20 protein-coding genes are annotated in these 18,838 nt (G+C 62.5%); 8 read left to right on the forward strand and 12 right to left on the reverse strand.

Annotated features, from left to right (window positions below; translation table 11 throughout):
- Positions 1 to 23: 23 nt before the first annotated feature.
- On the reverse strand, positions 24 to 1,427 hold the full coding sequence (ccoG, locus tag PRJ_RS12140; protein WP_104961504.1) for a cytochrome c oxidase accessory protein CcoG: 1,404 nt from the start codon (positions 1,425 to 1,427) through the stop codon (positions 24 to 26).
- 121 nt (positions 1,428 to 1,548) lie between these two features.
- The gene (locus PRJ_RS12145; protein WP_003247835.1) at positions 1,549 to 1,788 is read right to left on the reverse strand and encodes a DUF3203 family protein; all 240 of its coding nucleotides are present in this window, start codon (positions 1,786 to 1,788) and stop codon (positions 1,549 to 1,551) included.
- A 169-nt stretch (positions 1,789 to 1,957) separates the two neighbouring features.
- On the opposite strand from PRJ_RS12145, the gene PRJ_RS12150 reads away from it, so the two are divergent.
- Positions 1,958 to 2,476 carry an MgtC/SapB family protein gene (locus PRJ_RS12150; protein WP_104961505.1) on the forward strand — a complete coding sequence of 173 codons (519 nt, stop codon included), beginning with the start codon at positions 1,958 to 1,960 and terminating at the stop codon, positions 2,474 to 2,476.
- 533 nt (positions 2,477 to 3,009) lie between these two features.
- Here the strand turns inward: PRJ_RS12150 and PRJ_RS12155 are convergent.
- The 3 genes from PRJ_RS12155 to PRJ_RS12165 form a co-directional block, all read right to left on the reverse strand.
- Positions 3,010 to 3,909, reverse strand: a complete 900-nt coding sequence (locus PRJ_RS12155; RefSeq protein WP_020191380.1) for a hydroxymethylglutaryl-CoA lyase — start codon at positions 3,907 to 3,909, stop codon at positions 3,010 to 3,012.
- A gap of 19 nt (positions 3,910 to 3,928) precedes the next feature.
- Entirely contained in the window at positions 3,929 to 4,327 is a 399-nt protein-coding gene (locus PRJ_RS12160) for a MerR family DNA-binding transcriptional regulator (protein WP_003247847.1), read from the reverse strand.
- A 75-nt stretch (positions 4,328 to 4,402) separates the two neighbouring features.
- A complete protein-coding gene (locus tag PRJ_RS12165; protein WP_104961506.1) occupies positions 4,403 to 5,281 on the reverse strand; it encodes a helix-turn-helix domain-containing protein in 879 nt (292 codons plus the stop codon).
- Between the two features lie 172 nt (positions 5,282 to 5,453).
- Between PRJ_RS12165 and pobA the strand changes: the two genes are divergently transcribed.
- The 3 genes from pobA to PRJ_RS12180 all read left to right on the forward strand — a co-directional run bounded on the left by pobA (position 5,454) and on the right by PRJ_RS12180 (position 9,508).
- Positions 5,454 to 6,641, forward strand: a complete 1,188-nt coding sequence (gene pobA / locus PRJ_RS12170; RefSeq protein WP_104961507.1) for a 4-hydroxybenzoate 3-monooxygenase — start codon at positions 5,454 to 5,456, stop codon at positions 6,639 to 6,641.
- Between the two features lie 150 nt (positions 6,642 to 6,791).
- Entirely contained in the window at positions 6,792 to 8,582 is a 1,791-nt protein-coding gene (ggt, locus tag PRJ_RS12175) for a gamma-glutamyltransferase (RefSeq protein WP_104961508.1), read from the forward strand.
- Positions 8,583 to 8,626: 44 nt separating this feature from the next.
- Positions 8,627 to 9,508 carry a LysR substrate-binding domain-containing protein gene (locus tag PRJ_RS12180; RefSeq protein ID WP_010954391.1) on the forward strand — a complete coding sequence of 294 codons (882 nt, stop codon included), beginning with the start codon at positions 8,627 to 8,629 and terminating at the stop codon, positions 9,506 to 9,508.
- 69 nt (positions 9,509 to 9,577) lie between these two features.
- On the opposite strand, the gene PRJ_RS12185 is transcribed toward PRJ_RS12180, so the two are convergent.
- Complete coding sequence (locus tag PRJ_RS12185; RefSeq protein WP_104961509.1) at positions 9,578 to 10,630, reverse strand: ornithine cyclodeaminase; 1,053 nt, start codon at positions 10,628 to 10,630, stop codon at positions 9,578 to 9,580.
- A 187-nt stretch (positions 10,631 to 10,817) separates the two neighbouring features.
- Between PRJ_RS12185 and PRJ_RS12190 the strand changes: the two genes are divergently transcribed.
- On the forward strand, positions 10,818 to 11,240 hold the full coding sequence (locus tag PRJ_RS12190; protein WP_010954389.1) for an Lrp/AsnC family transcriptional regulator: 423 nt from the start codon (positions 10,818 to 10,820) through the stop codon (positions 11,238 to 11,240).
- Positions 11,241 to 11,322: 82 nt separating this feature from the next.
- Here PRJ_RS12190 and PRJ_RS12195 read toward each other — a convergent pair whose 3' ends face one another.
- From PRJ_RS12195 to PRJ_RS12210, 4 genes are all read right to left on the reverse strand, one after another.
- A complete protein-coding gene (locus PRJ_RS12195) occupies positions 11,323 to 11,922 on the reverse strand; it encodes an START domain-containing protein (protein ID WP_104961510.1) in 600 nt (199 codons plus the stop codon).
- 89 nt (positions 11,923 to 12,011) lie between these two features.
- A complete protein-coding gene (locus tag PRJ_RS12200) occupies positions 12,012 to 12,848 on the reverse strand; it encodes a bifunctional allantoicase/(S)-ureidoglycine aminohydrolase (RefSeq protein ID WP_003247865.1) in 837 nt (278 codons plus the stop codon).
- A gap of 133 nt (positions 12,849 to 12,981) precedes the next feature.
- Positions 12,982 to 14,346 (reverse strand): LLM class flavin-dependent oxidoreductase, encoded by a 1,365-nt coding sequence (locus PRJ_RS12205; RefSeq protein WP_104961511.1) that lies wholly within the window; start codon positions 14,344 to 14,346, stop codon positions 12,982 to 12,984.
- A 16-nt stretch (positions 14,347 to 14,362) separates the two neighbouring features.
- Positions 14,363 to 15,343 carry an aliphatic sulfonate ABC transporter substrate-binding protein gene (locus tag PRJ_RS12210; protein WP_004577028.1) on the reverse strand — a complete coding sequence of 327 codons (981 nt, stop codon included), beginning with the start codon at positions 15,341 to 15,343 and terminating at the stop codon, positions 14,363 to 14,365.
- A gap of 279 nt (positions 15,344 to 15,622) precedes the next feature.
- On the opposite strand from PRJ_RS12210, the gene PRJ_RS12215 reads away from it, so the two are divergent.
- A complete protein-coding gene (locus PRJ_RS12215; protein WP_014590743.1) occupies positions 15,623 to 16,306 on the forward strand; it encodes a TetR/AcrR family transcriptional regulator in 684 nt (227 codons plus the stop codon).
- A gap of 36 nt (positions 16,307 to 16,342) precedes the next feature.
- On the opposite strand, the gene PRJ_RS12220 is transcribed toward PRJ_RS12215, so the two are convergent.
- Positions 16,343 to 17,350 carry a GlxA family transcriptional regulator gene (locus PRJ_RS12220; protein WP_003247873.1) on the reverse strand — a complete coding sequence of 336 codons (1,008 nt, stop codon included), beginning with the start codon at positions 17,348 to 17,350 and terminating at the stop codon, positions 16,343 to 16,345.
- Positions 17,351 to 17,511: 161 nt separating this feature from the next.
- On the opposite strand from PRJ_RS12220, the gene PRJ_RS12225 reads away from it, so the two are divergent.
- Both PRJ_RS12225 and PRJ_RS12230 read left to right on the forward strand, forming a co-directional pair.
- Positions 17,512 to 17,982 carry a hypothetical protein gene (locus tag PRJ_RS12225; RefSeq protein ID WP_012052122.1) on the forward strand — a complete coding sequence of 157 codons (471 nt, stop codon included), beginning with the start codon at positions 17,512 to 17,514 and terminating at the stop codon, positions 17,980 to 17,982.
- A 103-nt stretch (positions 17,983 to 18,085) separates the two neighbouring features.
- Positions 18,086 to 18,298 (forward strand): PLDc N-terminal domain-containing protein, encoded by a 213-nt coding sequence (locus tag PRJ_RS12230; protein ID WP_003247877.1) that lies wholly within the window; start codon positions 18,086 to 18,088, stop codon positions 18,296 to 18,298.
- A gap of 44 nt (positions 18,299 to 18,342) precedes the next feature.
- Here the strand turns inward: PRJ_RS12230 and PRJ_RS12235 are convergent, their stop codons facing one another.
- Entirely contained in the window at positions 18,343 to 18,669 is a 327-nt protein-coding gene (locus tag PRJ_RS12235) for a hypothetical protein (RefSeq protein WP_020192653.1), read from the reverse strand.
- Positions 18,670 to 18,838: the final 169 nt, after the last annotated feature.

The following is an 18,838-nucleotide window of genomic DNA, read 5'->3' on the forward strand; positions in this document are numbered from 1 at the left end:
CAAGGTGGCGTGAGTGTAAGGGATCAGCGGTTCATGGGGGCGACGAAGCGACTGTGCGCCACGCTGCGGATAGCGGGGTCGTCACGCTCGCTGATTTCAAAGCTCAGCGTCTGCGAGCTGCTGGTCGGGCGCTCGGCGAGCATCGCCACCGACACCGGCAGTTCGCTCATTTCGCCAGCAGGGATGACCAGTGCGCTACTGCCCTGCAGGGTGAAACCGTCAGCGTCCAGCAGGCGCAATTGATAGTGCTGGGTACGTTCGGTCTTGTTGATGACCTTGAGCAGGTAAATGTTCTCGATCTGGCCTTGGGCGTTTTCACGGAACAGGCCGCGGTCCTTGATCACATCCAGCGATACCATCGGGCGCATCTGCAGGGCCACCACCAGTGCCCCGATCATGACCAGCAGTGCGGCAGCGTAGCCCAACAGGCGCGGGCGCAGCCAGTGCGTGGTACCGCCTTGCAGGCTGTGCTCGGACTTGTAGCCAATCAGGCCGCGGGCGTAACCCATCTTGTCCATTACCCCATCACAGGCGTCGATGCACGCGGCACAGCCGATGCAAGCCATCTGCAAGCCATCACGGATGTCGATGCCGGTGGGGCACACCTGCACGCACAGGGTGCAATCGATGCAGTCACCCAGTCCCTGGGCACCGACATCACTGCCTTTCTTGCGCGGACCACGGGCTTCGCCACGACGCGAGTCGTAAGCGACCGCCAGGGTGTCCTTGTCGAACATCACGCTCTGGAAGCGCGCATACGGGCACATGTGCAGGCACACCGCTTCACGCAGCAGGCCGGCATTGATGTAGGTAGCGGCCGTGAAGAACAGCACCCAGAACAGTGCCACACCGCCCAGTTGCAAGGTGAGCAATTCTGCGGCCAGTGGCCGGATCGGGGTGAAGTAGCCGACGAAGGTCAGCCCCGTGAGCACGCCAATGGCCAACCACAGGCTGTGTTTGAGCGTGCGACGGGCCAGTTTGTTCAGGCTCCAGGGCGCCGCGGCCAGCTTGATGCGCTGGTTCCGGTCCCCCTCGGTAACCTTTTCGCACCACATGAATAGCCAGGTCCAGGTGCTTTGTGGGCAACTGTAACCGCACCAGACGCGACCGGCGTAGACGGTGATGGCGAACAGGCCAAAGGCACAGATGATCAGCAGCGCCGACAGCAGGATGAAGTCCTGGGGCCAGAAGGTGGCGCCGAAGATGTGGAACTTGCTGTTTCCCAGGTCCCACAGTACGGCCTGGCGGCCGTTCCAGTTCAGCCAGGCCGTGCCGAAGAACAGCACGAACAGGGCGCCGGCAAAGCCGATGCGCAGGTTACGGTAAAGCCCGGTAAAGCTGCGGGTCTGGATGCCGCTGTCGGTGCGTCGCGCTTGGATGCTGGCTGGGGCGGTGGCGATCTCTGTAAAAGGGATTCTATCGTTCATGGTTCGGTGCTCATCAGGCCTCGATCAGGCATGAGCACTATGGCGCTGAAGCTGTTATCAGCACAGGTTCAGATTTTACGATAAAAACCATATCAGATTTGCCGCATGGCCCCGCCAAGCCTCATATCACCGAGCCTGGCGCGCTGGCCTTCAGATGCCTGCGGCTATCCACCGCACCCGCCACGGTCAGTGCATCGGCCTCGGTTTCGGTAATGGGCACGCGTTGGCCGGCCAGTATGGCCACCGACATACGCAACTGCTCGTCGGTGATGATCTCGATATCCGGGCCTTCGCCCTCGATGCGCAGGCCTTCGCCGATCAGTGTGCAGCGGCGGGTGGTTTCGTCGATTTCAATGGGCATGGTGGGGTCCTCCCGGGGTGATTACAGGGTGGACCGCGGTCAGGGGCCAGTTGCTGCATCAGCAAGCTGAGCGGCACTTTGCAGTACGTGTGACGGTCAACCTTGCAGAGGGCAGGCCTGCTGACGTGGCAGGCGGATTCATAAAGCTCAAGCAGGGGAAACAACTGCGATGGACGTCATCTGGCAAGCAATCCAGGCGGAATTCGCCGATGTCACCGATGAGCGCGAGGTGACGCAAATCCTTGTGCGCTTGCTGATGGCTGCTGTACTCGGCGCAGTACTGGGCTTCGAGCGCGAACACAAGGGCAAGTCTGCCGGGGTGCGTACCCATATGCTGGTGTCGCTGGGGGCCGCCCTGTTCGTTCTGTCGCCCAGTATGGCGGGGTCCGACGAACAGGCACTCAGTCGGGTGATCCAGGGCATCGTTGCCGGTATCGGTTTTCTCGGTGCGGGTACCATTCTGAAGGGTAACGGCCAGGACACCAGCCATGTGAAGGGCCTGACGACCGCTGCCGGGCTATGGATGACAGCTGCCATCGGCACGGCGGCTGGCGTGGGACGCGAAGCCACGGCGCTGATCAGCACGGTACTGGCCCTGCTGGTACTGGGCACGATGCCGTTGCTGGTGGAGAAGGTCGAAGGGCAGGATGAGGAGAAGCAGAAGGAGGAAGAGGGCAGGAAGCACTGAGGGGAGCCGAAGCTCCCCCCAAAGCGTTGTTGCCTGCTCTTTTTTTATTATTGGGACCGGCCTATTGTTGTTTTTGTCGGCTTGTCCTGGTGTTGCGGGCGACCCCCATGCGGGGTCAAGAGCAAACGTATTTTTTTGAGCGCTGACCTGCTTTCATCATTGCTGATCCGAACCTGGCTGCCGCTACCTTGAGGTAGTTTTTATTGTTCTGTGCCAGACCGCGGGGCGAACCCCTGAAAAGCGTGTCGACTCCAAAAAAATCTGCTTGCTACGCCTCTGCCGTGTTGTTCTTGTTATGTCAGAGCCGTTACCTGTTGTTTTTATTGGGTATCGCGTTTTTTTTGTTGTTGTACCAGAGATATAGCAGGGTGCGTGCCAACTTTTGAAAACCCTTTAAAATCAATGAGTTAAGAATTTTGGTCGACACCACCCAGCCTGAAATTCTGCCGATTTGTTTCCCTGTTACCCGATTTTTTGCTGTGAAATGTGCGGGAGGTAACACTTCACCCACACCAATGTGACACCCGTGTGACCTATCGTGCGCTGCACGCCCGTGCTACCCGCGACCCGTTGTCGCGGCCCAGCACGTCGCTGATGCGCTGGCCGGCGGCTATCAGCCGGCCCAGGTCGATGCCGGTTTCAATGCCAAGCCCCTGCAGCAGGTACACAACGTCTTCACTGGCGATATTGCCGGTAGCACCCTTGGCGTAAGGGCAGCCGCCCAGCCCGGCTACCGAGCTGTCGAATACGCTGATGCCTTCGAGCAGGCTGGCATAGACGTTGGCCAAGGCCTGGCCGTAAGTGTCATGGAAGTGTCCGGCCAACTGCTCGCGCGGTACCTGGGCCGACACCACCTCGAACAGGCGCCGGGTGTCGCCTGCGGTACCGGTGCCGATGGTGTCACCCAGCGAGACCTCGTAGCAGCCCATGTCGTGCAGGGCGCGGGCCACCGGGGCCACCTGCTCGGCGCTGACCTTGCCCTCGTAAGGGCAGCCAAGCACACACGACACATACCCGCGCACGCGCACGCCGTGGCTGCGCGCAGCGTCCATGATGGGTTCGAAGCGCTTGAGGCTTTCGCTGATCGAGCAATTGATGTTGCGTTGCGAGAACGCTTCGGAGGCGGCAGCGAACACCGCTACTTCCTTGACCCCGGCAGCCAGGGCGTCCTCGAAACCGCGCAGGTTCGGCGCCAGCGCGGCATACGTCACACCGGGGCGCTGCTGGATGCCGGCGAATACCTCGGCAGAGCCGGCCATCTGTGGCACCCACTTGGGGGACACGAAACTGCCCACTTCTATATAGGCCAGGCCCGCTTCGGTAAGGTCGTTGACCAGGCGTACCTTGTCGGCGACGCTGATGGGCTGGGCTTCGTTCTGCAGGCCGTCGCGGGGGCCGACTTCGACCAGGCGGACGTGTTTGGGCAAGGACATGGCGGGTTTCCTGTGGCGTTCAGCGGTTGTCTTTGTTGTTCAGGGTGGCGGCCAGGGCTTGTTCGCAGCGTTCCTGGGCGGTGTCCAGTTCCAGTTGCATCTGGTGAATGTCCAGCATCTGCTGCTCCAGTTGCGCGCGGCGCTCGGCGATCTTCGCCAGCATGCTGTTGAGCTGTTTGAGGTTGCCGCTGGTGGGGTCGTACAGTTCGATCAGCTCGCGGCACTCGGCCAGGGAAAAGCCGATGCGCTTGCCGCGCAGGATGAGCTTCAGGCTGACCTTGTCGCGCGGTGAGTAGATGCGTTCCAGACCACGTCGCTCAGGGCTGAGCAGGCCCTGTTCTTCGTAGAAGCGGATAGCGCGGGTGGTGATGTCCAGCTCGCGGGACAGGTCGGAGATGCTGTAGGTCTGAGTGCTCATGCTCGGGCTCGGCGTGGGGTATGCGGATATCCTGAGGGCAGGTTGACGTATACGTCAAGAAGAGGCCGCCAAGGATTATCCCGACAACCCTGATCTGCGATACGCATTGGGCGTTTGCCCACTCAAGCGCTTGAACCACCGGGCGAAGTAGGTCGGGTCGGTAAACCCCAGGCTATCCGACAACTGCCCGATGCTCATCCGCGTGTAAATAAGGTTGCGTCGCGCCTCCAGCAACAACCGCTGGTGCACCACCTGCAATGCAGTCTGACCGCTCAGTGCCCGGCACAGCTGGTTCAGTTGCAAGCTCGGAACATTCAGCCGCGCGGCAAACGCTTCAACCGACAGATGCTCGCGGTAATGCGCTTCGACCAAGCGCAAGTATTGCCCCAGCAACAGGCGGTCACGTTCATCACGGTTACGCGGTGCCTGCCCTTGCTGCTGACGGCGGCTGATCCACACCATCAGCGCGGTCACCAACGCTTCCAGCATCGCGGCGCGTGCCGGGGCATTGCCTTGGTACTCCCGCTGCAAGGTGTCGACCAGGCTGCGCAGGTGCACGCGGTCATGGCCCAACGGATAACACGCAGGCTGTGCCAGCACCGTCAGTGGCGCGCCCAGGCGCTGTTCCAGGTTCGCTACAAGGGCAGTACCAAAGGTCAGGACATAGCCCTGGATATCGGCGCTGAAGCGAAAGCCATGCACGGTCATCGGTGGCACGACCTGGATCGCCGCTTCGCCGATGGCACTGCGCACGCCCTCGATCTCCACCTGGGCCTGGCCACGCTGTACATACAGCAGCTGGAACAGCTCGGCATGCTGGTGCGGCTTGATCTCCCAGTGATGCAGCCGGCTGCGTGCCGGGATCGATTCGCAGTGCAGCAGGTCGGTGCCGGGCCAGGCCTGATTTTCGCCATACAGCTTGAACAACGGGACGCCGGGGAGGGTGGATTTCATCTGGGCTGACCTGTCCGTTAATCGAACGCTTTTCGTAAAAGTGCAGGTTTTTTATGGAATAGCACACTTAAACGGCGTTTTCTGCCAGTAAAAATGCAATGGCAAACCCTAACAGCAGATGCCGCCCCGCTGCCAGTCCCGGGCCGGTATCGTCCGAACAGAGACAACAACAATGAAAACTCAGGTTGCAATTATTGGTGCAGGTCCGTCTGGCCTGCTGCTGGGCCAGCTGCTGCACAAGGCCGGTATCGATAACATCATCGTCGAACGCCAGACCGCCGAGTACGTACTAGGCCGCATCCGCGCCGGGGTGTTGGAGCAAGGCACGGTCGACCTGCTGCGCGAGGCCGGTGTGGCCGAGCGCATGGACCGTGAAGGCCTGGTGCACGAGGGGGTCGAACTGCTGGTTGGCGGGCGCCGCCAGCGTCTGGATCTCAAAGCCCTGACCGGCGGCAAGACGGTGATGGTCTACGGCCAGACCGAAGTCACCCGTGACCTGATGCAGGCCCGCGAAGCCAGTGGTGCGCCGATCATTTATTCAGCCGCCAACGTTCAGCCGCATGAATTGAAAGGCGAGAAGCCCTACCTGACGTTCGAAAAGGATGGCCGGGTGCAGCGGGTTGACTGCGACTATATCGCCGGCTGCGACGGCTTCCACGGCATCTCGCGGCAGAGCATCCCGGAGGGCGTGCTGAAACAGTATGAGCGGGTTTACCCGTTTGGCTGGCTGGGCCTGCTGTCGGACACCCCGCCGGTCAATCACGAGCTGATCTACGCCCACCATGAGCGCGGTTTCGCGTTGTGTAGCCAACGCTCGCAAACACGCAGCCGCTATTACCTGCAGGTACCTTTGCAGGATCGGGTCGAGGAGTGGTCTGACGAGCGTTTCTGGGACGAACTGAAAGCCCGTTTGCCCGCCGAGGTGGCGGCGGACCTGGTCACAGGCCCCGCGTTGGAAAAAAGCATCGCGCCGCTGCGTAGCCTGGTGGTCGAACCCATGCAATATGGTCACCTGTTCCTGGTGGGGGACGCGGCGCACATCGTCCCCCCTACGGGTGCCAAAGGCCTTAACCTGGCGGCCTCGGACGTCAACTACCTGTACCGCATTCTGGTCAAGGTGTACCACGAAGGGCGCGTCGACCTGCTTGCACAATACTCGCCGCTGGCACTGCGCCGCGTGTGGAAGGGCGAGCGCTTCAGCTGGTTCATGACCCAACTGCTGCATGACTTCGGTAGCCACAAGGACGCCTGGGACCAGAAGATGCAGGAAGCTGACCGCGAGTACTTCCTGACCTCGCCGGCGGGCCTGGTGAACATTGCCGAGAACTATGTGGGGCTGCCGTTCGAAGAAGTGACCTGATCTGTCATTGCGCAAACCTGGCACTCACGCAAAGAGCAAAGGCTGCATTGGTCAGCGAATGGCTTGCCGGTAATTACACGAAGGCTTGAAGTCGAGACTGCGTATGACCGACAGTGCTTCGCTGAATAGGTGATGGCAGGATGCATGACGATGAAATATCCCACCCCGCTGATCGGCGCTCTGTGCCTGCTGGTTACCAGTAACTGGGCCGGTGCCGACCAGGTATTGCCCGCGCCACCGGAACTGGCCTCCGGCTACCGCAGCGGTTTGCAGCCGGTGCACGCCAGCCGGCACATGGTCGCCGCAGCCAACCCGCTGGCCAGTGAAGCGGGGCGGGCGATGTTGCGTGCCGGCGGCAGTGCGATTGACGCCGCCATCGCCATGCAGATGGTGCTGACACTGGTCGAGCCGCAGTCCAGTGGGATCGGCGGCGGGGCGTTCATCCTGTACTGGGATGGCAAGCGCGTGCAGGCATTCGACGGGCGTGAGGCAGCACCTGCGGCGGTGACGGAAAAACTGTTCCTGCAAGCCGATGGCACACCCATGCCGTTCCGGGTGGCGCAGATCGGTGGGCGTTCGGTGGGCGTGCCCGGGGTGCTGCGTGCCCTGAAACAGGCCCACGAGCAGCACGGCAAGTTGCCCTGGCACGACCTGTTCGCCCCGGCCATCGCCTTGGCACGCAACGGCTTCGCGGTTTCCGAGCGCCTGCACACGCTACTGGCCGGGGACCCCTACATTGCCCGTTCACCCGCAATGGCCCGTTACTTCCTGGATGAACAGGGTAGGCCGTTGGCCGTGGGTACGATCCTGCGCAACCCTGAGTTGGCCCATACCTTGGAGCAGATCGCCGCACAGGGGCCCGAGGTGTTCTACAGCGGTGAAATTGCCGAAGCCATCGTCGCCAAGGTGCGTGGCCATGCCAATGCCGGGTATCTGTCGTTGCAGGACTTGCAGCAGTACCAGGCCAAGGAGCGCGAGCCGTTGTGTGGCCCCTACAAGGCCTGGCAAATATGCGGCATGCCGCCACCCTCATCGGGTGGGGTGACCGTGCTGCAGACCTTGGGCCTGCTCGAAGCCGTGCAGCGCACCGCGCCGCAACGCGACCTGGCAGCGCTGCGACCGCTGGCCACCTCGTCCCCGGCCCGCCTGGAAGCCCCGCCGTTGGCCGTGCACCTGATCGCCGAGGCCGAGCGCCTGGCCTACGCCGACCGCGCTCAGTACCTGGCCGACAACGACTACGTGCCCGTCCCGGTCAAGGCCCTGACCGATTCTGCTTACCTGGCCAGCCGCGCGGCGCTGATCGGCGAGCACAGCATGAAACGCGCCCGCCCGGGCCAGCCGCAAGGAGCGGACCTGGCGCTTGCGCCCGACCGCTCGCCACTGCGCATCTCCACCTCTCACCTCAGTGCGGTGGATGACAGCGGCCAGGCCCTGGCCATGACCACCTCGGTGGAGGCCGCATTTGGCTCGCACCTGATGGTCAAGGGCTTCCTGCTCAACAATCAGCTGACCGACTTCTCGTTCATCCCCCACGAGCACGGCAAGCCGGTGGCCAATCGGGTGCAGCCGGGCAAACGGCCGCTGTCGGCCATGGCGCCGACGTTGGTGTTCTCGCGTGCCACGGGCGAGTTTGTCGCGAGCCTCGGTTCGCCGGGTGGTTCGCAGATCATCGGTTACGTGAACAAGGCGCTGGTCGGCCTGCTGGATTGGCGGCTCGACCCGCAGCAGGCCGCCGACCTGCCCAACTTCGGCAGCCGCAATGCCGGCACCGAAGTGGAAGCAGGGCTGAGCAGCCCGGCGCTGATCCGCCAGTTGGCAGCGTGGGGGCATGAGGTGACACCGATGACCATGACCAGCGGCATGCAGATCATCCAGCGCAGCGGCGAGGGTTGGTCAGGCGGTGCCGATCCCCGGCGGGAAGGAGTGGCCCTCGGTGACTAGCCGTGATAGAACGCAGACTTGCCATTCAGTAGTTGAATATCTAGATGTCTATCAGCGTGAAATCGAATAGGGCTCTGTTCGACCTCGACCTGCTGCGCGCCATTGTCGTGGTGGCAGACTGCGGCAGCTTCACCACCGCTGCCGCGCGGCTGCATTCGACCCAGTCGACGATCAGCCAGAAGGTGCGCCGCCTGGAAGACATGGTCGGCCACCGCCTGTTGGTGCGGGGCAACCGTGACGTTCTGCCGACCGACGCCGGGCAGACCTTGCTCGGCTATGCCCGGCACATGCTGGCCCTGAACGATCAGATGCTTGAAGCCCTGGCCGGGGCGATGGTGGGCACCACGGTACGGCTTGGCGTGCCCGAGGACTTCGTGGGCGGGCGTACCACCAATGCGCTATCGGCATTCAGCCGGCTGCACCCACAGGTGAAGCTCGAAGTGACCAGTGGCTTGTGCCGTGACCTGAGCCAGGCCTATGACAATGGCGAACTTGACCTGGTGCTGCTCAAGCAGCGGCGCAACAGCCGTGAGGGCGTGGCCTGTTGGCCAGAGCGTCTGCAGTGGATCGACAGTGCGCGCACGCCCGCCTTCGAGCTGGACCCGATCCCGTTGGTCACCTTTCCGCCACGCGGCCTGTACCGCGAGGACATGATCAACGCCATCGAAGGCATGGGCCGGCGCTGGCGCATCAGCTTTACCAGCTCCAGCCTCAGTGGCATCCAGGCTGCGGTCGCCGATGGCATGGGTATCAGCCTGCTGCCACCCAGGGCGGCCACCGGCGAGCACAGGGTGTTGGGGGCCGGGCAAGGGCTGCCGGAGGTCGACAGCTATGAGATCGTCATCGTGCACCGGCCGACGGCGGATGTGATGGTCAAGGCGCTGGCTGAGGTGATGACGCAGTTGCTGGCGGGCGGTGGGATCTGACGATCTGTGGTCGATGCGCTTGTACATGACCCAAAGCCCACACACACTTTCGACCAACCCGATTCAATGTCAGGCAACCCGTCGGATACGCCTTTTGCCAGCGCGGCCTCGGGTGTGGCTGAACAGGTCTTTCGGGTCGTCCTCCACCCACGGCACCAGGTCGATCTTGGTGCCCATCCCGCGCTTTTCGGCTTGCTGTAGTACGTACCGTAGTACGGTGTAGTCTTCGAGGGCGAAGCCCACCGAATCGAATACAGTGACCTGGCTGTCGCTTTGGCGGCCCTCGGTTTCTCCGCGCAGCACGCGCCACAGGTCGACCACCGGAAAGTCCGCCGGCAGCTGCTGGATCTCACCTTCGATACGGGTTTGTGGCTCGTACTCGACGAACACCCGCGCGTTGCGCAGCACATCGGCGTGCAGCTCGGTTTTGCCAGGGCAGTCACCACCCACGGCGTTCAGGTGCATACCGGGCTCCAGCATGTCGGGGGTAATGATGGTGGCGCAGGCCTTGTCGGCCGTTACCGTGGTGATGATGTCCACGCCTTTCACTGCCTCGGCTACCGAGCTGGCCCGGCGGATGGTCAAGCCGCTGTATTCCTTGAGGTTGGCGATAAGCTTGGCGGTGGCCAGCGGGTCGGTGTCGTAGGCGACGATTTCTTCGATGCCCAGGTGCTTGTGGAAGGCCAGGGCCTGGAATTCGCTTTGCGCGCCGTTGCCGATCAGCGCCATCTTGCGCGCGTTCGGGCGGGCCAGTGCCTGGGCTGCCATCAGCGAAGTCGCTGCGGTGCGCAGGGCGGTGGCGATGGTCAGTTCGGACAGCAGCACCGGGTAACCGGAGTCGACATCGGCCAGTACACCGAAGGCCATCACCGTATGCAGGTTGCGTGCAGTATTGGCCGGGTGGCCGTTGACGTATTTGAAGGCATAGCGGCTTTTGTCGGCGACCGGCATCAGTTCGATCACGCCCACTTCCGAGTGGCTGGCAACGCGCGCGGACTTGTCAAACGCCTGCCAGCGTTTGAAATCGTCCCGCAGGGCAGCGGCAAGCTCGCCAATAAACGGCGCTACGCCAATGTCATGCACCAAGTCCGACATGGTTGGAACATCAATGAAATACGTCATGCTCTTGCACCTTGTTATTGTGCGCTTGCCCAGCAGTGCGGGGTAAGCGCTTGAGATTATCGAAGTGAAGCCGCATGAACATTTTGATGACAGGTTGCGCCAATCGGAAGCATACAGGTTGTCAGTTTCGTCAGGCTTCTGGACAATCTGCCAACCCAACGTAGCAATCTGATTATTTGGCAGGCTTATGGACACGATCGATCGGGAACTGATTGCACTGTTGCGGGACAACGCACGTACCCCTGTGCTGACCCTGGCGAAGAAGCTGAAGGTGGCCAGGGCAACGGTGCATAACCGCATCACCCGGCTTGAAGAGCAGGGTGTGATCATCGGTTATACGGTGCGTCTGCGCTCCGATGCGCTGGACCAGGGGGTGCGGGCAATCACCAGCATCGGCATCAGCGGCCACCATGCCGCAGAGGTCAAGCACGCGCTGCGCGGGCATCCCAATGTGGTGGCCATCCACACCACCAATGGCCGCTGGGACTTGATGGCAGAGCTGCGCGCCGACACCCTCGAAGCGTTCGACCGAGCGCTGAACGCCATCCGCTCGATCCCGCATATCGAGAACACCGAGACCAGCATCCTGCTGTCGACCTACAAGATGTGACCGCTGAGCCAGGCCTTTTGCCAGGTGTATTGCATAAAAAGCTGCTGGCCCTGCTGCTGTCGGCCTATGGCCTGCCGGCACTTCAAGGTTGGCGCTCAGCCACCGCTCGCAACGTACGCAACGTCACCACCGGCGTATCCACCACAAACCGGTTGGCCAGCCACCCTGGCACATCCCCGGCAGGGGCGGCTTGCAACTGGTAGGTCACCTCGGTCACCCGGTCACCCAGCGGTTTCATCTGCCACACACCACTCAGGTGCTCTACCCGGATCAGGCCGTCAACCTTGGGGATCCTGTCGGGATCGGCGCTCAGGTGGCGCACCAGGGTACCGTCGACCAGGCGTTCGCTGGTCACTTTCAGCACGATGTCCCGTGGCCTCGCCGGCCAAGGCAGCTGGGTGGTCAGGTACACCCAGGTGTTGTCACCCTCCACATCCAGCAGCCGCATCTGGTCACAGGCGTACAGCCACTTGCAGGCCACCCGCAGGTTATCCTGCAGGTCAGTGAGCGTGCGCACGCTGGCTTTCATGGTGCTGACACCACGAAACTGCTGGTAGGGCGAGTCGCCTGCATCTTTCAGGTACACGCGAATGCCTTCGCGGTCGTAGGCCAGGTGCCAGTCATCGGCGGCCAGGGCAGAGGCGCACAGCAGCAAGGCCGCGAGCAGCAGGCAGCGGTTCATGGCCGGTACCCTGCAGGGGTGGGTATTTCAGTATGCGCGGCAAACAGAAAGCCCGCCAGGTTGGCGGGCTTGCGGGCATCAGCCTGGGCTTAGCGCTTGGGGTTCAGTGTCAGGTGTACGTGACGGTTCACGTCCTTGTACAGCAGGTAGCTGAAGTTGCCTGGGCCGCCGGCGTAGCAGGCTTGCGGGCAGAAGGCGCGCAGCCACATGAAGTCGCCGGCTTCCACTTCGACCCAGTCCTGGTTCAGACGGTACACTGCCTTGCCTTCCAGCACGTACAGGCCGTGTTCCATCACGTGGGTTTCTGCGAACGGAATCACACCGCCCGGCTGGAAGGTGACGATGTTCACGTGCATGTCGTGGCGCATGTCGGCCATGTCGACAAAGCGGGTGGTTTTCCAGCGGCCTTCGGTGCCCGGCATCTCGATGACGGTGGCGTTGTCGCGGTGGGTGACGAAGGATTCCGGTACGTCCAGGCCTTCAACCTTCTGGTAGTGCTTGCGCAGCCAGTGGAAGGTGACGTTGGACTTGCTGTTGTTGCGCAGGCTCCACTCGGCGCCCGGGGCCAGGAAGGCGTAGCCACCAGGTACCAGGGTGTGGTGTTTGCCTTCGACGGTGATGTCCAGTTCGCCTTCGACGATGAACACCACGGCTTCCGCATCGGCGTCCAGCTCAGGGCGCTCGCTGCCGCCTTCCGGGGCCAGTTCGACGATGTACTGGGAGAACGTTTCGGCAAAACCGGTCAGCGGGCGGGCGATGACCCACATGCGCATCTTGTCCCAAAAGGGCAGGTGGCTGGTGACGATGTCACGCATCACGCCTTTGGGGATGACGGCATAGGCTTCGGTGAACATGGCACGGTCAGTCAGCAGCTCGGTTTGAGCCGGGTGCCCACCGTGGGGGGCGAAGTACGAATGGTTCGACATGGACGATCTCGACTTGTTGTTCTCTCCCCATGCCTTGAACCGCACCGGCCGGTGCGGCGCAGGGGATGTGGCCACAGAATAGGGTCGAGTGCGTGGCATCCACAAATTAAATGTTGGAATACCCGGTATTTGATCACTGAATGCTGACCTGACGTCCAACGTGCTGTTCGGGCAGCTGGCCGCCGCGGCCGAACAGCTTGTGGCGCAGGGGGCCCTCGGTGTAGCTCAGCGGGTAGCGGCCGCGCCGTTGCAGCTCGGGCACCAGCAGGTCGACTACATTGGCCAGGTCGTCCGGTTGCACGGCGTAGGTCAGGTTGAAACCGTCGATACCGGTATGGTCCAGCCAGGTTTCCAGCTGGTCGGCCACCTCGCTGGCAGCGCCGATCAGCACGGGGCCGCGACCGCCCAGGCCAACGAACTCGGCGGCTTCGCGTACGGTCCAGCGGCGAGTGGGGTCGGCGGCGGTAAAGGCTGCCAGGGCAGCACGGCCAGCATCGTTCTCGACGTACTCGATCGGTGCATCGGGGTCGAGGCCGGCGAAGTCGATACCGGTCCAGCCTGACAGCAGCGCCAGGGCAGCGTCCAGGTCGACATAGCGGCGATAGTCGTTAAAGCGGGCCTCGGCCTCTTCCCGCGTGGGGGCGACGATCAACAGCGCCTGGGCGTAGATCAGCACTTCGTCACGGCCCCGCCCGGCCGCTTCGCAGGCCTGGCGGATGCCGTCGGCGTAGCGGCGCAACACCGTTGGCGTTGGCCCGCTGATGAACACGCATTCGGCATGCCGTGCGGCAAACTGCTGACCGCGTGCCGACGCACCGGCCTGGAACAACACCGGGGTGCGTTGCGGCGACGGCTGGCACAGGTGCATGCCGGGCACCTGGAAGTGCTCGCCCACATGGTTGATCGGGTGTACCCGCGAGGGTTCGATATAGCGCCCGCTTTCACGCTCCAGCAGCACAGCGTCGTCGTCCCAGCTTTTCTCCCACAGCTTGTACAGCACCTGCAGGTATTCCTCGGCCAGGTCATAGCGTTGGTCGTGGCCCAGTTGACGCGCCAGGCCGAGGTTGCGCGCAGCGCTGTCCAGATACCCGGTGACGATGTTCCAGCCGACCCGGCCATTGCTCAGGTGGTCGAGCGTGGACATGCGCCGGGCGAAGGGGTAGGGGTGTTCGTAGGTCAGCGAAAAGGTGACACCGAAACCCAAGTGCTCGGTCACCCCGGCCATCGCCGGCACCAGCAGCAGCGGATCATTGACCGGCACCTGCACGCCACCGCGCAGGGCGGCTTGCGGGCTGCCTTGATAGACGTCGTAGATACCCAGCACATCGGCGATGAACAGGGCGTCGAACAGGCCGCGTTCGAGCAGGCGGGCCAGGTCGGTCCAGTAACTCAGGCGGTTGAACGCCACACTGGTGTTGCGCGGATGGCGCCACAGCCCAGGGGACTGGTGGCTGGCAGCGTTCATGCTGAAGGCGTTGAAGCGGATCGGGCGAGGCATGGTCAGCGCGCTCCGTTCAAGGCAACACGGAAGCCGGGTAGACCGCTTCGGCCACCTGTAGCTTGCGTGGAATCAGGCCCAGGCCCTGGAAGGTGTCCGCCAGCTTCTGTTGTTCGGCAACGATCTGCGGGGTGATAGCGACGGCGTTGTAGTTGCGCCGTTCGCTGGCCACTTCCAGCACCTGGGTGCTGATCCCCAGCTGCGGTGCCAGCAGCGCGGCCACTTCGGCGGGCTTGGCGTTGGCCCACTGGCTGACCTTGCCCAGCTCGGCAAAGAAGGTTTTCAGCAGTGCACGGTGCTCGTCGGCATAGCGGGCTGTGGACAGGTAGAAGGTGCGGTTGTTGGACAGGCCGCTGCCGTCGCGCAGGTTTTTCAACCCTGGCTGGCTTTCTGCGGCGGCGAGGAACGGGTCCCAAAGGGTCACGGCCTGCACACTGCCCGATTGCAGGGCGGCCACGGCATCGGCGGCATTGTTGACGTAGGCGGGGGTAATGTCCTTGTAACTGAGGCCAGCCTGCTGCAGGGCTACGGCCAGCAGGTATTGGGCATTCCAGCCGCGGCCGGTGGCCACGCGCTTACCTTTCAGGTCCTGCACACTGGCCAGGTGGTCCTGCTCGCGCACGACCAGTCCAATGCCGCGTGGGTAGGGTTGTTCGGCGGCCAGGTAGACCACAGGCTTGCCGGCGGCCTGGGCGAACACCGAGGGGGCATCGGCTGCGTGGCCGAGGTCGATGGCGCCGGTGCTCAGTGCCTCCAGTAGCTGGGGGCCTGCGGCGAACTCATGCCAGCTGACCTTCACACCTTGCGGTGCCAGGGCCTTCTCCAGGGCGCCGCTGCCTTTGAGGATGTTGATGCTGTTGAATTTCTGGTAGCCGATGCGCAGTGTCCTGGCGTCGTCGGCAATGGCTTCGGACCAGGGCAGCAGGGCGCTGGCGACGCTGGCCAGCAAGCCGCCGATCAGCAGGCGGCGTAGCGGGGAGAAAGCATGTTTGGGCATGGGCATTGCTCCTTGAATCGGGTGAGAGGCGATCTGCCCAGACTAAGGAGGTGGCGTTTGGCTTTCAATTTATATATTCCAGTTTGTTAGATTGTTTTGTTATTTTTATATCCTTTTGTTTGTATGGGCTTGGCGTCTATCCTTGCGGGAGCGGCCATGAACCGAGAAAGGCTTGCCGATGGCCAAGGCATGATGGCTACCCGACCAACAGCGTGCTTCCCTGCATGGCCGCGCTAACGGATAATCCCCCGCATTCCAATAAACAGCCTGTGAGTGGGTATGAGTGATTCCGTAGTCGGCCTCGGCCAGCCTGAAACCGAAGGGGTGCGCAAAACGCGCAAGAACAACCCTGAGAAAACACGCGAGGACATCCTCCAGGCCGCCATCAGCGAGTTCGTTCAGCAAGGGCTGGCCGGCGCCCGCGTCGACGCCATTGCCGAACGCACCGCCACTTCCAAGCGCATGATCTACTACTACTTCGGCAGCAAGGAGCAGCTGTATTGCGAGTGCCTGGTGAAGTTGTACGGGGATATCCGCAAGACCGAGCAGAGCCTGGACCTGGAGTCGTTACCGGCTGAGCAGGCGATCCGCCGGCTGGTGGAGTTCACCTTCGATCACCATGACCGCAACGTCGATTTCGTGCGCATCATCTGCACCGAAAACATCCACTATGGCGAGTACGTCAAGCAGTCGCCGGCCATTCGCGAAATGAGCAGCCTGGTGCTGGAGGCCTTGGGCAACACCCTGCGCCGTGGCGTTCAGGAAGGCGTGTTCCGCGCTGGCATCGAGGTCATCGACCTGCACATGCTGATGAGCTCGTTCTGCTTCTACCGGGTGTCGAACCGCCATACGTTTGGCGAGATCTTCCAGATCGACCTGTCTGATGAGCAAATAAAGCTGCGCCACAAAGCCATGATCTGTGATGCGGTGTTGCGGTATATCCAGCTCGAGCCTCGTACCTGAGATTGCTCGAGCGCCTGGGCTGACTCGAAGCCTGGGTCACTCGCCCAGCCGTTGCTCGCGCGACGGCGGGTAGCCGAAATACGCTGCATAGCACTTGCTGAAGTGCGACACCGAGACAAACCCGCAGGCCACTGCCACCTCCATCACCGACAGGTCGGAATACTGCAGCAGCCGGCGGCTCTTGGTGATGCGCAGCTCCATGTAGTAGCGCCGGGGCGACGTGCCCAGCTGGGCCTGGAACAGGCGGTCTATCTGCCGCCGCGAGCGCCCGCTATAGGCGGCCAGCTGATCGAGGCTGAGGGTTTCCTCCAGGTTGTTCTCCATCAGCTCGACAATGGTGCGCAGGTGCAGGCTCATGGACTTCTTCGCTCCAGGACCCACCTGGCGGTAGCGCGCACCGGAGAATGACAGGATTTCCTCGACGCCTTCGGCCAGGCCATCACCATACAGCCGGCGCACCAGGCCCAGCATCAGCTCCATGGCGCCATTGGGGCTGGCGGCGCTGAGGCGGTCACGGTCGAGGGTGAAACTGGCCGGGGTGATGCGGGTTTGCGGGCTGCGCTCCGACAGGCTGGCCCGTTGCTCGGGGTGGATGCTGCAACCGTAGTCGTCCAGCACCCCGGCACGGCCAAGGAACCAGGCGCCGTTCCACAAGCCGCCCAAGGCCATGCCGTGGGCCGCGCAATCGTCCAGCAGGCGATCGAGTTCCGGGTACTTCAGGGGGGTGCGCAAGCCGCCACAGACCACCAACAGGTCCAGCTCCTTCAGCGCCGCAGCGGACAGCTCGGTGGCCACCAGTTCCAGCCCCAGGTCGCTGAGCACCCGGTCGCCGTCCAGCGACAGCGGGGTGAACTGGAAGCTGTCGGCACGTAGCAGGTTGGCCGTGACCAGTACGTCCATGGCCACCGTGAAACTGGCCATCGAGAAGTGTTCGAGCAGGATGAAGTCGACCCGATAGGGCGCCTGGGCATTGGCGCTGCTTGTTTTGAGCCGTAGCATGTTGCTGGTGCTGGTCTTTTGGCTGAACTGGCGTGGCGTGGGCACTCTGGACTCCGCTTCCTGGCTGGCCCGCAGAGTGTGGACGGTGCCCGGAGGAAAGACAATCTCCCCGGTGGCTGTGTCGTATTACAGGTCGTGTTCAGGCAAACCAGCCTGTCCTGGTGCTTTACCGCTATGCTGACCTCCCGTCATTGAGGATGCCGCTGATGAGATATGCCGCTGTAGTGTTGCTCAGCCTGTTGCCGTTGCTGGCCAACGCCCTGGAGCAGGGCGACAAGCTCGCCCCGTTCACGCTGCTCGACCAGTACGACCAGGCCTATAGCCTTGCTGCCGACACGCAGATTCTGCTGGTGGCGCGCGATATGGACGGTGCCAAGCTGGTCAAGGCGGCACTGGCCGAGCAGCCCAAGGGCTACCTGGAAGCACGGGCCGCTGTATTCGTGGCCGACATTCAGCGCATGCCTGCGCTGATCAGCAAACTGTTCGCGGTCCCGGCCATGCGCGATTACAGCTACCGGGTGCTGCTCGACCGTGATGGGCGAGTGGCCAGCCGTTACCCCGGGCAGGAGGGCCAGGTGCAGTGGTTGCAACTGCAGCAGGGCGTGCTGGTCAGCCAACGGGCGTTTACCGATGCAGCGGCGTTGAAGGCTGCACTGGAGAATGCACCACGGCAATGAGGCCCTATCGCCGCGCCTGCAAAGAGGCGCGGTGAGTCAAATCAATCTGAACCCTCAGCGCTTGCAGCAACCCAACCCAATACATGCCATTGGGAGAGCGCTCATGGAAATCGGTACGATCTGGATCATCATCGCGGCCTTGGTCATCCTGCTGGAGATCTGGGCCATCTGGCACATCATCGGCAGTGAACGGCGCGCCGAGCGCAAGATGCTGTGGATCGTTTTCGTGGTCTACGCCCCATTCCCCGGTTTGCTGTTCTGGGCCTGGCGCGGGCCGCGGGCGGTGAAGGGCAGGGCGGTGCTGCAGGAAAAATGACGGTTTGCGGCCTCGGGCGCGGGGGCGCCTGAGGCCGTCGAGGTTCATTTGGGCAGGATGTCGAAGCGTATGGCCGGCCCCAGCCCGTCCACCATCAGGCAGCCGTAGAACTTCACGGTGGACAGTACGCGCAGTTCCTTGAGCGCGTCATGGATGTAGTCGCGGACCAGCTTTTCAGCTTCCCGCTTGCGGTCAGCGAGGGTGGTGCCATTGAGCGTGATCATGCCAAGCAGCGTGGTTTCAATGTGCTCGACGGTGTCCAGGCCGAGCTTTTCCCGCAGGTGCAGACGTGCCTGTGCCGCATCGGTTTCATCGCGTGGAGCGTTGTGCGGCTTGATGGTATAGGCCAGCTGAAAATCAAATTTGCTCATCGGTTTTTCCTTGTTGGTTAAAGGCCTCCATGCCGGGCTTTGCAATCTTGGCTCTGTACGAAAAGCCCTGATACTTGTTCATGCTGCGTTGAAAACAGCCTCGGAATGCTCATGTACTCCAGTACAGTCGGGCGCGACCCCGGCCGTTCCTCGGCTGTTTTCGCCTTGC

Source organism: Pseudomonas sp. XWY-1 (assembly GCF_002953115.1).
Lineage (GTDB): Bacteria > Pseudomonadota > Gammaproteobacteria > Pseudomonadales > Pseudomonadaceae > Aquipseudomonas > Aquipseudomonas alloputida.